The sequence below is a fragment of the Streptomyces sp. NRRL WC-3618 genome (assembly GCF_001280005.1).
Classification (GTDB): domain Bacteria; phylum Actinomycetota; class Actinomycetes; order Streptomycetales; family Streptomycetaceae; genus Streptomyces.
Genome location: NZ_LGDW01000467.1, coordinates 113,741 through 126,918 on the forward strand (window position 1 = coordinate 113,741; position 13,178 = coordinate 126,918).

At 67.9% G+C, this 13,178-nt stretch carries 13 protein-coding genes and 1 riboswitch; of the genes, 7 read left to right on the top strand and 6 right to left on the bottom strand.

Annotation, left to right across the window (positions count from 1 at the left end; all coding sequences use genetic code 11):
- Positions 1-130: 130 nt before the first annotated feature.
- Together ADL01_RS34700 and ADL01_RS34705 are read left to right on the top strand one after the other, a co-directional pair.
- Positions 131-763: an HAD family hydrolase gene (locus ADL01_RS34700; RefSeq protein WP_053746025.1), complete on the top strand. Its 633-nt coding sequence runs from the start codon at positions 131-133 to the stop codon at positions 761-763.
- Between the two features lie 394 nt (positions 764-1,157).
- The gene (locus ADL01_RS34705; RefSeq protein ID WP_078960933.1) at positions 1,158-2,822 is read left to right on the top strand and encodes a globin domain-containing protein; all 1,665 of its coding nucleotides are present in this window, start codon (positions 1,158-1,160) and stop codon (positions 2,820-2,822) included.
- Between the two features lie 14 nt (positions 2,823-2,836).
- Here ADL01_RS34705 and ADL01_RS34710 read toward each other — a convergent pair whose 3' ends face one another.
- The 5 genes from ADL01_RS34710 to ADL01_RS34730 all read right to left on the bottom strand — a co-directional run bounded on the left by ADL01_RS34710 (position 2,837) and on the right by ADL01_RS34730 (position 6,642).
- Positions 2,837-3,319, bottom strand: a complete 483-nt coding sequence (locus tag ADL01_RS34710; RefSeq protein ID WP_053746027.1) for an NUDIX domain-containing protein — start codon at positions 3,317-3,319, stop codon at positions 2,837-2,839.
- Between the two features lie 157 nt (positions 3,320-3,476).
- Entirely contained in the window at positions 3,477-4,382 is a 906-nt protein-coding gene (locus tag ADL01_RS34715; RefSeq protein ID WP_053746028.1) for a LysR family transcriptional regulator, read from the bottom strand.
- Between the two features lie 216 nt (positions 4,383-4,598).
- Positions 4,599-5,768, bottom strand: coding sequence for a cystathionine gamma-lyase (locus tag ADL01_RS34720; RefSeq protein WP_053746029.1), 1,170 nt, complete (start codon positions 5,766-5,768; stop codon positions 4,599-4,601).
- Positions 5,765-6,256, bottom strand: a complete 492-nt coding sequence (locus ADL01_RS34725) for a low molecular weight protein-tyrosine-phosphatase (RefSeq protein ID WP_053746030.1) — start codon at positions 6,254-6,256, stop codon at positions 5,765-5,767. Before ADL01_RS34725 ends, ADL01_RS34720 begins: the two co-directional genes overlap by 4 nt.
- Positions 6,257-6,264: 8 nt before the next feature.
- Positions 6,265-6,642, bottom strand: coding sequence for a phage holin family protein (locus ADL01_RS34730; RefSeq protein ID WP_053746031.1), 378 nt, complete (start codon positions 6,640-6,642; stop codon positions 6,265-6,267).
- Positions 6,643-6,690: 48 nt separating this feature from the next.
- Between ADL01_RS34730 and ADL01_RS34735 the strand changes: the two genes are divergently transcribed.
- The 4 genes from ADL01_RS34735 (at position 6,691) to ADL01_RS34750 (ending at position 9,094) form a co-directional block, all read left to right on the top strand.
- The gene (locus ADL01_RS34735) at positions 6,691-7,008 is read left to right on the top strand and encodes a cupin domain-containing protein (protein WP_053746032.1); all 318 of its coding nucleotides are present in this window, start codon (positions 6,691-6,693) and stop codon (positions 7,006-7,008) included.
- 173 nt (positions 7,009-7,181) lie between these two features.
- The gene (locus tag ADL01_RS34740; protein WP_053746033.1) at positions 7,182-7,394 is read left to right on the top strand and encodes a DUF5326 family protein; all 213 of its coding nucleotides are present in this window, start codon (positions 7,182-7,184) and stop codon (positions 7,392-7,394) included.
- A gap of 235 nt (positions 7,395-7,629) precedes the next feature.
- The gene (locus tag ADL01_RS34745) at positions 7,630-8,556 is read left to right on the top strand and encodes an IclR family transcriptional regulator (RefSeq protein WP_267889956.1); all 927 of its coding nucleotides are present in this window, start codon (positions 7,630-7,632) and stop codon (positions 8,554-8,556) included.
- Positions 8,557-8,656: 100 nt separating this feature from the next.
- Positions 8,657-9,094 carry an SsgA family sporulation/cell division regulator gene (locus tag ADL01_RS34750; protein WP_053746034.1) on the top strand — a complete coding sequence of 146 codons (438 nt, stop codon included), beginning with the start codon at positions 8,657-8,659 and terminating at the stop codon, positions 9,092-9,094.
- Between the two features lie 117 nt (positions 9,095-9,211).
- On the opposite strand, the gene ADL01_RS34755 is transcribed toward ADL01_RS34750, so the two are convergent.
- Complete coding sequence (locus ADL01_RS34755; RefSeq protein WP_078960928.1) at positions 9,212-11,059, bottom strand: YibE/F family protein; 1,848 nt, start codon at positions 11,057-11,059, stop codon at positions 9,212-9,214.
- A 70-nt stretch (positions 11,060-11,129) separates the two neighbouring features.
- A riboswitch (TPP riboswitch) is annotated at positions 11,130-11,316 on the top strand.
- Between ADL01_RS34755 and thiC the strand changes: the two genes are divergently transcribed.
- Positions 11,309-13,129 (top strand): phosphomethylpyrimidine synthase ThiC, encoded by a 1,821-nt coding sequence (gene thiC, locus ADL01_RS34760; protein ID WP_053746035.1) that lies wholly within the window; start codon positions 11,309-11,311, stop codon positions 13,127-13,129. (Overlaps the previous riboswitch by 8 nt.)
- The last annotated feature ends 49 nt before the right edge of the window (positions 13,130-13,178 follow it).

A 13,178-nucleotide genomic window follows, 5' to 3' on the forward strand; every position in this document is an offset into this window, starting at 1 on the left:
GTCCACCTGTTTGCGGTTGAACGCACACTCATTCGGCCATGTCGCGCCGGTCCGTGCAGCGCGTGGACAGATGTTTCACGTGAAACGCTGAGCATCGGTCATCGGGCGACAGGACCTAGCCTCAGCAGTCATGACGCGACTGCATCTCTTCGATCTCGATGGCACACTGCTGTATGGCTCGGCTGCTCCCGTCGAGATATCCCGGCAACTGGGGCTCGACCGCGAAATAGCCGAGTTGGAACGGGCCTTCGTGACACGCCGTGTCGAGCCTGCGGAGTACGCCCGACGGGTACATCTCCTCTGGGCGGAACTGACCCCTGCCCATGGGGATGCGGCCTTCGAGGGAGCGCCCTGGCTGCGGCGGATCAGGGAGACATGGGCCGAGATCAGAAGTCGAGGGGAGTATTGCGCCGTTGTCTCTCTGTCGCCGTCGTTCTTCGTCGAACGGCTGAGGGGCTGGGGCGCCCATGCGGCGCATGGCTCGCGCTTCCCCGCGGTGCCCTTCATGGAGTCGCTGGATCCCGCCGGAATCCTGACGCCCAAGGCCAAGGTGGAGATCGCGGACCGGCTCTGCGGGCAGTTCGGGCTCACCCGCGGCGACTGCGTGGCGTACGGCGATTCGCTCTCCGACGCGGAGCTCTTCGGTGCCGTGCCGGTCTCCGTGGCGGTCAACGCCGACCGGCATCTGGCGGGCCTCGCGACCCACACCTACGCCGGGCGGGATTTGTGGGATGCCTATGAATTGGTGTGCGGCGCCTGGTAATTGAGAGAATCGACGGCTCGCCCTTTGTACTTTCCCGGGTGAGGAAGGGCCGGACTTGTGCGCGTGGCGACGGCCGGTATGGTCGACTCCGGTTCTTGTCCGCATCGGGGGTGCGTATCTCGCGCACGGGGCAAGAGCGGGGCAATGCAGCCTAACGGGACGGAGAGATCGAAGACTCGCATTTCCGGTTACACGGTGGAGGCGTTCGTCCACGGTGGGACGCTGCGGTGAGAGCACTGCGGGCAATGTCACACTCTGGCCTTACTCGTCCGTACGGAGTGGTGATCCGGGTTGAATGCGGCCGCATTGGACGGGGGCCGAACGGGGAAATGTAAGCCGTCAGCGGGGGACGCGGGCACATTCCGACCGGGGAAGTGTGCAGACCGACCGAAAGATGTTCGAGGCGAGGCAGACCATGGACGCTCCGACCACCACGTCGGCCGACAACGGCACTTCCGGCGGCAGCGGCGGGGGCGGCTGGTTCAAGCCGCACAAGCAGCCGGAGACGCCCCCGGGCGGCGAGCAAGAGGCAACGGAAGGCAGTCGGCTGGCCGCGCTTCGTCCCGTGGGAAGGCCGGCGACAGGCGGCGCGACGAGTTCCTCGCCGGACGGCAGTGATCGTCCGAGTGCGACCGAGCCTCCGCCGGATCAGGCACGAATACCCGCGTCGGCGCCCCCTGAGCTTCCGGCTCCCCCTCCGATTCCCGCGCCCCTGCCTCCCCTGCCTCTCGCTCCCGCGTCGCCGCTTCCCGCGCCCTTCGCTCCCGCGCCCACGGCCAACGAGACCCCGGTTCGCCCACCCTCCGCCCCTGAGGCGCAGGCCTTCGTAGCGCCGCCCTCTGCCGCCTCGCCCGACGCAGTCGCACCCGCTCCCCCCGCGCCGCTTTCCGACCCGCCTGTGCCCGTGCAGAGGCTCGCCCCGGCCACGGGGCCGCTCCAGGGGGCATCCCCGGACGCAGTGCTCATCCAGCGGACCATGGAGGTTGTCGGTCCTGTCGCCGACAAGGCGACTTCGTACTTCTACGCGCTTCTCTTCGTCCGTCATCCCGAACTGCGTTCCCTTTTCCCGGCCGCGATGGACACCCAGCGGGACCGCCTGCTCAAGGCACTGCTCACCGCCGCCGAGCACATCGACAACACCGAGGTCCTGGTCGCGTATCTGCAGAGCCTCGGCCGCGGCCACCGCAAGTACGGCACGCGGCCCGAGCACTATCCGGCCGTCGGCGAGTGCCTCATCGGCTCGCTGAGCCGGCACGCCGCCGCGATATGGGACCAGGAGACCGAAGCGGCCTGGGTGCGGGCGTACACGACGATGTCGCAGGTGATGATCGACGCGGCGGCCGTCGACGAACTGCGCGCTCCGGCCTGGTGGTACGGGGAGGTCGTCTCGCACGACCTCAGGACCCGGGACATCGCCGTCATCACCGTCCGTCCCGACCAGCCGTACCCGTTCCTCGCAGGGCAGTACACGAGCCTGGAGACGCCGTGGTGGCCCCGCGTCTGGCGGCACTACTCCTTCGCCTCGGCGCCGCGATCCGACGGTCTTCTTTCGTTCCACGTGAAGGCCGTGCCCGCGGGCTGGGTCTCAAACGCACTGGTGCACCGCGCGCGGCCCGGAGACGTGGTCAGGCTCGGCCCGCCCGCCGGAACGATGACCGTCGATCACACCACCAACAGCGGCTTGCTCTGTCTGGGCGGCGGTACCGGCATCGCCCCCATCAAGGCCTTGGTCGAGGATGTCGCCGAGCACGGTGACCGGCGGCGGGTCGAGGTGTTCTACGGCGCCCGCAGGGATCTCGATCTGTACGAGATCGACACCATGCTGCGGCTCCAGCAGAGCCACCCCTGGCTCGCGGTGCGCGCGGTCATCGACGAGCAGGCGCATCAGCAGCTTCCCGACGCCGTACGGGAGTACGGGCCCTGGTACGAGTACGACGCCTATCTGTCGGGTCCTCCCGGGATGATCCGCAGCGGTGTGGAGGCGTTGCGAAGCGTCGGCATCCCCGCGGAGCGGATCCGACATGACGCGGTGGAAGAACTGCTCGTCGCCGGGAGCTGACCTTCTGCTCCTTGTCAGCCCAGGTCAGGAGCGTGCATGGCCCGCACGCCCTCGATGTTCCCGTCCAGATAATGGCGCAGCGACAGCGGTACGAGGTGGACGGAGGCGATGCCGACCCGAGTGAAGGGGATGCGGACGATCTCGTATTCGCCGCAGGGCTCGTCGATCTCGGGACCGTGTCGCAGCGCGGGATCCATGGACGCCAGACGGCAGACGAAGAAGTGCTGCACCTTCACGCCCGTGGCACCGCCGTCCGCACCGATGTGCTCGACGGTGTCCACGAAACAGGGCACCACATCGGTGATCTTGGCGCCCAGTTCTTCGTGCACTTCACGGTGCAGGGCGTCGACGACGGTCGCGTCGTCCGGTTCGACCCCGCCGCCCGGAGTGAGCCAGTAGGGATCGACACTCGGCTTGGTCCGCTTGATGAGGATCAGGTCGTCGCCATCGAGCAGGATGGCGCGTGCGGTGCGCTTGACCACGGGTCGGACGGTCATGGGAGAAATGTGGCCCGGCTGGTTCCACGTGAAACATGTCTCATCCCTGCGAAGCGCTACCGACGAAGCAAGAGCGCTGGACCTCATGAGCGAAATGCGATGTTTCACGTGAAACATCGCAAAGATGCTCAGAAGGATTCCAGAGACCAGTGGGTGCTCAGCCCCAGTCGGCCGCCGCGTGCTGGAGCCACTCGTGCGCCCGCGCGATGTGCGGCATGGCCAGCGTGCCGGTGCGGACCACCAGGAAGTACGTCCGCAGTGGGGGCACCGCCGGATCGTGCAGAGCAACTACCTCCCCGCGCTCCAGGGCGGGCGCGCACAGATACCGGGGCAGTACCGCGAGTCCCGCGCCCGCGGCCGCGCAGGCGAGTACCGCGCGCAGGTCGGGCACGATCACGGTGCCCGAGGCGGCCGGGCGGGAGTCGAAGACGGAGGCCCAGTAGCGAGTGATGAGGGGCAGCGACTCGTGCACCTCCACCATGGGGAGGTTCTCGAGGACAGGCGCTCCCTCGCGGCGCAGCCTCCCGGGGCCGATGTCGGCCGCCCAGCGCGGAGCGGCGACCAGGACGTGTTCCTCGTCGCAGAGCGCAGTCGCCGCGAGGAGGGTGCCGCGCGGCCGGGCCGTACTGATGGCCAGATCGTGATGTCCGGCGGACAGTCCCTCAAGGGTCTCCTCGGCGGTGCCGAAGGAGACGCGCAGCGCGAAACCCTGGCCGTCCTCCCCAGTCAGCTCCGTGAGCGCGGGAAGTGCGCGCTCCGCAGTGAACTCTGGTGGCCCGGCGAGGTGCAGGGTGCGGACGGAGGAGTCCTCGTCCAGCCCGGTCTCGGTGATCTCCACGAGCGCGTCGAGATGCGGCGCAGCTTTGTGGGCGAGCTCGTCGCCGATGGTCGTCGGGGTCACGCCACGGGCCTGGCGCAGGAACAGAGGGCGTCCCACTTGCTGCTCCAGGGTCCTGATTTGCGAGGTGACAGCAGGCTGCGACAGGCCGAGCAGGGCGGCGGCACGGGTGAACGAGCCAGCTCTGTGGACCGTCACGAAGGTCCGCAGCAAGGCCAGGTCCATGGCGCACCATCCCCTTCCTGTGCCCGGCCTCCGGCCGCGCCAACTATAAATAAGTCGATAGGCTCCTGTCGTTACCGTGATTGGACACTGACACAGAGTCAACTAGCCTTATGCGCGCGGTTCTTCGTGCGCGGAACCGCAGCGGTCCGAGCCACGAGGGGGGAGGCTCGGACCGCCGTCGCGCATATCCGCCCCCCTCTCGGGCCCGCTCGGCGGTCAGTCCGTCGACTCCTCCAGTGCGCGCAGCACATCCGCCACCAGATCCTCCGGGTCCTCGGCGCCGACCGAGAAACGGATGAAGCCCTCCGGCACGGCGTCCCCGCCCCACCGGCCGCGCCGTTCGGCCGTGGACCGGACGCCACCGAAACTCGTCGCGTCGTCGACGAGCCGCAGCGCGCCGAGAAAGCGGTCGGCACGCGCGCGCGTGGGCAACACGAAGGAGACGACACACCCGTAGCGCCGCATCTGCTGCGAAGCGATCTTGTGCGACGGATCGTCCGGCAGTCCCGGATAACGCAGCCCGGTCACCTCGGGCCGCCCGCTCAGAGCCTCGGCAAGAGTCAGCGCGGTGGTGTCCTGCCGTTCGACGCGCAAGGGGAGCGTGGCGATCGACCGATGCGCGAGCCAGGCCTCCATGGGCCCGGGAATCGCCCCGGCGATCTTGCGCCACCGTCGTACGGCGGCCATCGCGGAGGCATCCGCCCCGGTGACGTATCCGAGCAGGACGTCGCCGTGCCCGGTGAGCTGCTTGGTTCCGCTGGCCACCGAGAAGTCGGCGCCGAGCTCCAGTGGGCGCTGTCCGAGCGGCGTCGCCAGGGTGTTGTCGACGGCCACGAGGCAGCCGCGTGTGTGTGCCGCCGCGGCCAGTCGTCGCACGTCGCACACGTCGAGTCCCGGGTTCGACGGGGTCTCGATCCACAGCAGCCGCGCGCCGTCGAGAACGTCGAGCTGAGTATCGCCGCCGGTCGGAGCGGTACGTACCTCGATGCCGTATGCCTCGAGTTGGGCCCCCACCAGGGGCAGCGCCTGGTAGCCGTCGCCGGGCATGACGACTGTGTCCCCGGTGCGCAGCTGGGAGAAGAGCACCGACGAGACGGCGGCCATGCCGGAGGCGAAGACGAGCGTCGCGACGCCGTCCTGGTCCGGTGCCTCCAGCTCGCCGATGGCACGCTCGAGCAGCGTCCAGGTCGGATTCTCGTCGCGGCCGTAGGTGTACGGGCCGGTGGGCGCGCCCGGCAGGTGGTAGTGGGCCGCGAACACCGGACCGGGGAGGGCCGGTTCGTGTTTGACCGGCTCGGGGAGTCCCGCCCGCACCGCGCGCGTGCTGTCACCCAAACCTGAGTTCGAATGTGTGCCCGAACTCTCGCTTGCAGCTGACTCGCTCATACCGTCCGTTCCTCCATGTCCACCCGAACCGCGGCGAGCAGACCGGCGCTCGCCGTCTCCACCATCTCAAGGCATTCGTCGAAGCCGTCCATACCCCCGTAGTACGGGTCGGGGACATCGAGATCGGCGCCCGCGGCGGGATCGTACGAGCGCAACAGGCGCACCTTCTCGGCGTCCTTCGGAGTGGGCGCCAGGCGGCGCAGAGCCTTCAGGTGTCCTGCGTCGAGGGCGATGACGAGGTCCAGGCGGGCGAACCACGCAGCCCGGAACTGGCGGGCCGCGTGATCGCTGTCGTAACCGGCTGTCTTCAGTACGGAGACCGTGCGCGGGTCGGCGCCGTCGCCCTCGTGCCAGCCGCCCGTGCCGGCGCTGTCGACCTCGACGAGGCCGGCCAGTCCGCCCTCCTCCACGCGCGCGCGGAAGACGGACTCCGCCATCGGGGAGCGGCATATGTTGCCGGTGCAGACGAAACAGACACGGTAAGCCATGGATGTCCTCAGTCCTCGTCGGGCAGGACGATGTGCAGCGCCCAGGAGACGATCGAGATGATCAGGCCGCCCAGGACGGCGGTCCAGAAACCCTCGACGTGGAAGCTCAGGTCGAACTTGTCGGCCAGCCATGACGTGAGCAGCAGCATCAGGGCGTTGACCACCAGGGTGATCAGGCCGAGCGTGAGGATGAACAGCGGGAAGGTAAGCACCTTCACGAGTGGCTTGACCAGGAAGTTCACCAGGCCGAACAAGAGGGCGACGACGATCAGCGTGCCGATCTTCTTGCCCGTGCTGTCACCGGTCAGGGTGATCTTGTCGAGTATCCATACGGCCACGCCGAGGGCGCCGGCGTTGGCGATCGTCTTGACTACGAAATTCTTCATGTGTCTGATCGTGGCAGAAGAGATCGGTTACGAGTGTGGGCGAGGGCGATGAAGGCATTCCGGTTGGATGAACTGGAGGCGGAACGTGCCGCCAACGATGGCGCCTACCTGCAGTTCCTGCACGAACGGAACATGTCGGTCGGCCTGTACGCGTTGAACGCGGGCGAGCAGGACCCGCAGCAGCCTCACCGCCAGGACGAGGTGTACTTCGTGGTGAGCGGGCGTGCCGCGATCACGGTCGGCATGGAGACGACCCAGGTCGCGCGGGGCAGCGTTGTGTACGTGCCGGCCGGGGTGGCCCACAAGTTCCACCACATCAGCGAGGATCTGCGGGTCATGGTGGTCTTCTCTCCGCCCGAGAGCTGACCTGTCGCCTCAGGGTTCCCTAGGGGATCGATCAGGGGCGGACAAGGGATGCGAGGCCCCCGCCGAGCTCCCTGCCGCCCTAGCATCGAAGGCGGAACATCGAATGTCCCGGCACGAGCGAAGGGCGCAGGCCCCGTGCGGATGCGACGGGCAAAGACGTAAGGAAAAGGGCGATGCGAGAGATCTTCGCGGGAATGCCGTGGTGGGTTAAGTGGGTCGCGGTGCCGGTCATCGCCCTCGTCGTGTTCGGCGGGTTGATAGTGAGTGTCGTCGGCTTCGTCATCGGCCTGCTCTTCAAGGCGCTGGTCTTCGTCGCCCTGGTCGGCGGACTCATCTACGTCGTACGGAAGTTCACGTCGAGTTCGTCGTCGCGCAGCGACTGGTGAGAGCGGTGGGGCGACAGGGGCACGGGAGCCGATGGGCGGGACGGCGCGGGCGCCGGTAACAGAAATCGCCGGTTCCCTCGGGCGGGGGAAGTTTCCCGTACGGGCCGTCTGCGCGCGGTGACGGGCCGTTAGAGTCCGGAATTCGACGCGGGGACGACCCTCGCGGACGGCGTACCCCCTCCTCCCGTGCCCTTCCGCACGGGTAGCCCCCTCGCCTTCGAGAGTGACCCTCGCCATGGTCGACACCGCACCCGCGGAACCACAGGCTCCACCCGTACAACGCCGACCGGAGCAACGGACCGCGCCCTCCCCGGGGACGCGCGTCCGGCCCGCCGAGAGACCCGTGTCGGCGCCTGCCCTCGAACACGTCCCGCCACCTGTTCCCGCGCTCGTGCCACCCACCGAGCCGCACTCCACGGCGACCCTTATCGGCTCCGTACAGCGCGCGATGCATCTGCTGGAGTCCGTCGCCGCACACGAGCATGGAGCCCCCGCCAAACAACTGGCCCGGGAGACCGGCCTCGCTCTCCCGACCGCCTACCATCTGCTGCGAACGCTCGTCTTCGAGGGCTATCTCCGGCGCGAGAAAGGGCTGTTCTTCCTCGGTGAGGCAGCCGAGCGACTGGGCAGCAGCGGTGCGAGGCAGAAACGTCGCAGCACGGTGGTGGACGCACTCGCCCACTGGCGGGACATGATCGGCGTACCTGTGTACTACGCGTTGTACCGCGACGGCGAGATCGAGGTCATGTGCGTCTCCGACACCCCCAGCAACCCAGCGGTCGAGGAGTGGGCGGACTTCCGTGAGACCGGGCACGCGCACGCCGTCGGGCAGTGCCTGCTCTCACAGTTGGACGAGCAGGACCGCCGGGACCATCTCGACCGTCACCCCGTACAGGCGGTCACCCCCTACACCGTTCGGGACAGCCACTCGCTGCTGCGCCGCCTCGACCGGATGCGGCGCATGGAACTCGTCGTGGAACGGCAGGAGTACGCGCTGGGGACGGTCTGTGCGGCGATCCCGATCACTGTCGGTAACACGGCCGCCACATTGGCCATTTCTCTTCCTTCCCAGCAGACCGATCGACTGCTAGTCGCAGCCCAGCAGTTGCAGACAGAGGTCGGAAGACTGCTGGGATCGCTTGCGATCTCTATCAGTATCTGAAAACTCACTCCTTGTGATTCACCGTGTACTTTCAGCAAGATTCGAGCAGTATCAGAGCGATGATTCCAGGCCAGTCCACGGCAAGTGACAGGGATAGGCGATGCGCGAGTCGGTGCAGGCAGAAGTCATGATGAGCTTTCTTGTCTCGGAGGAGCTCTCCTTCCGTATTCCGGTGGAGCTGCGCTACGAGACCTGTGATCCCTATGCCGTCCGGCTGACCTTCCATCTGCCTGGCGACGCCCCTGTGACCTGGGCCTTCGGGCGCGAGCTGCTGATCGACGGCGTGGGGCGGCCGTGCGGGGACGGGGATGTGCGGATCTCGCCGGCCGACACCGAGGTGCTGGGCGAGGTGCTGATCCGGCTTCAGGTCGGCGGCGACCAGGCGCTGTTCCGCTCCGGTGCGGCGCCGCTGGTGGCGTTCCTCGATCGCACCGACAAGCTGGTGCCGCTGGGGCAGGAGCGTTCCCTCGCCGACTTCGACGCCCACCTCGACGATGCGCTGGACCGCATCCTGGCGGAGGAACAGAGCGCGGGCTGAGCGAGTCCCGGCAGCTCTCCCGCCGGCGGTGTAACGCTTCTCCTCGATGGGAGGAGAAGCGCGCAGCCGTACTTCCGCGCAGGCGCGCAGGCGCGCAGCCGACGCACCGGAGCTACGTCAGTGCTTTCGGCGACGGCCCTTTCCGGCGCGTGCCTGGCCCGACTGGGACGCGGTCCCCGCGTTCGCTGCGGCTCCCGCCGCGGCGGCCTGTGTGCCGACTCCGGTGCCTCGGGGCCCTTCCACCGCTCCGGCGGTCAGTGGTGGCGTGCCCGGGCGGTCGGCCGAGACCATCAGGGCAGCGAGGAGCGTGGTCACCGGTACGGACGCGACCAGGCCGATCGAGCCCACCAGGGTCCGAACGATCTCCTCCGCGACGAGTTCGCTGTTGGCGACCGCCCCGACGCTGCTCTGCGCGATCGAGAAGAGCAGCAGCAGCGGCAACGCGGCGCCCGCGTAGGCGAGGACGAGTGTGTTGACGACGGACGCGATGTGGTCGCGGCCGATGCGAATGCCGGCGCGGTACAGCCCGCGCCACCCCATCGTCGGATTGGCCTCGTGGAGCTCCCAGACCGCCGATGTCTGAGTGACCGTGACATCGTCCAGGACGCCGAGTGAACCGATGATGACGCCGGCCAACAGCAGACCGCTCATGTCGATGGACGGATACAGGCCATGGATCAGGCCCGTGTTGTCGTCCGTGTTGCCGGTCAGAGCGGCCCATCCGATGAACAGCGAGCCGAGGATGCCGATCAGCACCAGCGAGATCAGGGTGCCGAGCACCGCCACAGACGTACGAGCCGAGAGGCCATGGCACATGTAGAGCGCGATCAGCATGATGGCGCTGGCTCCGACGACCGCCACGACCAGCGGGTTCGAGCCCTGCAGGATCGCCGGCAGGATGAAGAAGGTCAGCACCATGAAGCTGACGGCCAGCGCGACCAGCGCCATCACCCCGCGCAGGCGTCCGACGATGACGACGGCGAGCGCGAAGATCCCGGCCAGCAGGGCCATGGGGAACCGGCGGTTCACGTCGGCCACCGAATACTGGAGGTCCTTCGGCGCCGAGGGCTCGTAGGCCACCACGACCTTCTCGCCCTCGTGCAACTGCCGGGACTGGTCCGGCTGGACGATCTCCGTGAACGTACGGCCCTTGTCGTCACCGGTGTCGACCCGGATCGTCGCCTTCTTGCAGTCGCCGGTCGCCTGCTGCTGTGCGGAGGAGCCTTCGGCGGTGGACGTGCCGCCGGTCGGGGTGTCCCCCGAGGCGTTGACCGACTTGCAGTCCACTGCGACGACCTCGGTGACCGTGGCCTCCTGGGTCTGCCGGTCGAATCCCACGCCGGTGCGCTGGTGTGCCGGGGCACCTCCTGGCCACAGCACGACGAGCCCGACCACGACCGCTGCGGCGAAGGGGATCAGGATCGCCCCGATGATCTTCCGCAAGTGGATGGAGACGGGAGCGGCCGGACCATGACTGTGACTGTGGCCGTGTGAGTGACCTTGGTCGTCATCGGGTCCGTGGCCGTCACCAGGCCCGTGCCCGCCCTCGTGCTCGCCGCCAGAACTGCCGCCAGGTCCGCCCCTGGCACCGTCGCCGGGGCCGTGCCCATGGCCGGCGCCCTGTCCCGGGCCGGTTCCATGATCGTGCCCACCGCCTGCTCCCGGACCAGGACCTCGGCCACCGTCAGGAACAGGAAGGGGGCCGAACTGACCGGTCCCCGGCCCCTCGGCCGCGAAATCCTGGCCCCGATGGCCATCCGGGCCCCTACGGCCGCCCTGGCCCGCCCCCGCTCCGGGCCCGTAGCCGCGATCGATCCTCCGGCCGGGCCCGTAGCCGGGGCCGGCACTCGATCCGGTCGCCGCGCCTGCGCCTCCGTGGCCGCTGCCCGGTCCCGAGCCGGGCTGGGCACCGCTTCCGCGCGGTGGCTCGGAGGACGGGTACGAGGGTCCTTGCGTCGTGGTCACCGCTCGATCATCGCAAGAACGGCAGGGGCCCCCTGTTCACCTCGCCCAAATAGACGCTAGCGTGGTGGGACTTTGCACACGCGGGAGCTCGGAGCACCGGGCTGAGAGGGCGCTGACCTCCGTCTTAGCGATGTTTCACGTGGAACACGTGGAACGAGTGATGTTTCACATGAAACATCGGCAGACGGAATCCGCTGCGTCGACCGCTGAACCTGTTACCGGGTAATGCCGGCGTAGGGAGTAGGTCTCATGACCATCAAGGACGCACGCACGCCTGCCTCCGACCAGGACGAACAGCCCGTTGCGGGCGAACAGTCCCAGGAGGCCGGGAAGTCCATCGGCTGGCACAAGGGGTATGTCGAGGGCTCACGCTCCGACCTGCGGGTGCCGGTCCGACAGGTGCATCTCACCAACGGGAAGTCGGTCACTCTGTACGACACCTCGGGCCCGTACACCGATCCGCTGGTCGACACCGATGTCCGCAGGGGGCTGGAGCCGCTGCGTGACAACTGGATCATCGCCCGCGGCGACACCGAGGAGTACGCGGGCCGTCCCGTCCGTCCGGAGGACGACGGGATCAAGCACACCTCGCCGCGGGGCGGGCTCAGGAACCTCGACGCGGTGTTCCCGGGAAGGCCCCGGCAGCCGCGCCGGAGCCGGAGCGGTCAGGCGGTGACACAACTCGCGTACGCCCGCCGCGGCGAGATAACGCCCGAGATGGAGTTCGTCGCCGTCCGGGAGAACGTCGACCCCGAAGTGGTCCGTGAGGAGATCGCCGCCGGGCGGGCGGTACTGCCTGCGAACGTCAACCACCCGGAGATCGAGCCGATGATCATCGGCAAACGGTTCCTGGTGAAGGTCAATGCCAACATCGGCAACTCCGCCGTCACCTCGTCCATCGAGGAAGAGGTCGAGAAGATGACCTGGGCGACGCGCTGGGGCGCCGACACGGTCATGGACCTGTCCACCGGCCGCAATATCCACACCACCCGTGAATGGGTGCTGCGCAACTCCCCCGTTCCCATCGGTACGGTGCCGCTCTATCAGGCGTTGGAGAAGGTGGACGGCAGGGCCGAGGAACTCACCTGGGAGATCTACAAGGACACGGTCGTCGAACAGGCCGAACAGGGCGTGGACTACATGACGGTGCACGCGGGCGTCCGCCTGGCGTACGTACCGCTCACCGCGAACCGCAAGACCGGCATCGTCTCGCGCGGCGGCTCGATCATGGCGGCGTGGTGTCTCGCGCACCACAAGGAGTCGTTCCTGTACGAGAATTTCGAAGAACTGTGCGAGATTCTCGCCGCGTACGACGTCACGTACTCGCTCGGCGACGGGCTGCGGCCCGGATCGATCGCGGACGCCAACGACCAGGCACAGTTCGCGGAGTTGCGGACGCTCGGGGAACTCAACACGATCGCGAAGCGTTTTCACGTACAGACGATGATCGAAGGCCCGGGCCATGTCCCGATGCACAAGATCAAGGAGAACATCGACCTTCAGCAGGAGATCTGTGATGAAGCTCCGTTCTATACGCTCGGCCCGCTGACGACGGACGTCGCGCCGGCGTACGACCACATCACTTCCGGCATCGGTGCCGCGATGATCGCCTGGTGGGGCACGGCCATGCTCTGCTATGTCACACCCAAGGAGCACTTGGGTCTGCCCAATCGTGACGACGTCAAGACCGGCGTCATCACCTACAAGATCGCTGCCCACGCAGCCGACCTCGCCAAGGGGCACCCAGGTGCGCAGGACTGGGATGACGCGCTGTCCGATGCCCGCTTCGAGTTCCGGTGGGAGGACCAGTTCAACCTGGCGCTCGACCCGGACACGGCACGCGAGTTCCACGACGAGACCCTGCCCGCCGAACCCGCCAAGACGGCCCACTTCTGCTCCATGTGTGGGCCCAAATTCTGCAGCATGAAGATCAGCCAGAGCATCACCGAGCAGTTCGGTGGTACGGCGGCTGCGGGGGCGACGGCTGAGGAGGTCGCTGAGGGGATGCTCCAGAAGTCCAAGGAGTTCGCCGCCAGCGGCAACCGGGTGTATCTGCCGATGGCGGACTGAGCGGATCGTCCCGTGTGCGTGGCCGTACGCCTGCGGAGCGGGCGGAAGC

Coding starts and splice junctions, on each gene's coding strand:
- ADL01_RS34700 (WP_053746025.1), top strand. CDS start 131: ATGACGCGACTGCATCTCTTCGATCTCGATGGCACACTGCTGTATGGC.
- ADL01_RS34705 (WP_078960933.1), top strand. CDS start 1,158: ATGTTCGAGGCGAGGCAGACCATGGACGCTCCGACCACCACGTCGGCC.
- ADL01_RS34710 (WP_053746027.1), bottom strand. CDS start 3,319: ATGACCGTCCGACCCGTGGTCAAGCGCACCGCACGCGCCATCCTGCTC.
- ADL01_RS34715 (WP_053746028.1), bottom strand. CDS start 4,382: ATGGACCTGGCCTTGCTGCGGACCTTCGTGACGGTCCACAGAGCTGGC.
- ADL01_RS34720 (WP_053746029.1), bottom strand. CDS start 5,768: ATGAGCGAGTCAGCTGCAAGCGAGAGTTCGGGCACACATTCGAACTCA.
- ADL01_RS34725 (WP_053746030.1), bottom strand. CDS start 6,256: ATGGCTTACCGTGTCTGTTTCGTCTGCACCGGCAACATATGCCGCTCC.
- ADL01_RS34730 (WP_053746031.1), bottom strand. CDS start 6,642: ATGAAGAATTTCGTAGTCAAGACGATCGCCAACGCCGGCGCCCTCGGC.
- ADL01_RS34735 (WP_053746032.1), top strand. CDS start 6,691: ATGAAGGCATTCCGGTTGGATGAACTGGAGGCGGAACGTGCCGCCAAC.
- ADL01_RS34740 (WP_053746033.1), top strand. CDS start 7,182: ATGCGAGAGATCTTCGCGGGAATGCCGTGGTGGGTTAAGTGGGTCGCG.
- ADL01_RS34745 (WP_267889956.1), top strand. CDS start 7,630: ATGGTCGACACCGCACCCGCGGAACCACAGGCTCCACCCGTACAACGC.
- ADL01_RS34750 (WP_053746034.1), top strand. CDS start 8,657: ATGCGCGAGTCGGTGCAGGCAGAAGTCATGATGAGCTTTCTTGTCTCG.
- thiC (WP_053746035.1), top strand. CDS start 11,309: ATGACCATCAAGGACGCACGCACGCCTGCCTCCGACCAGGACGAACAG.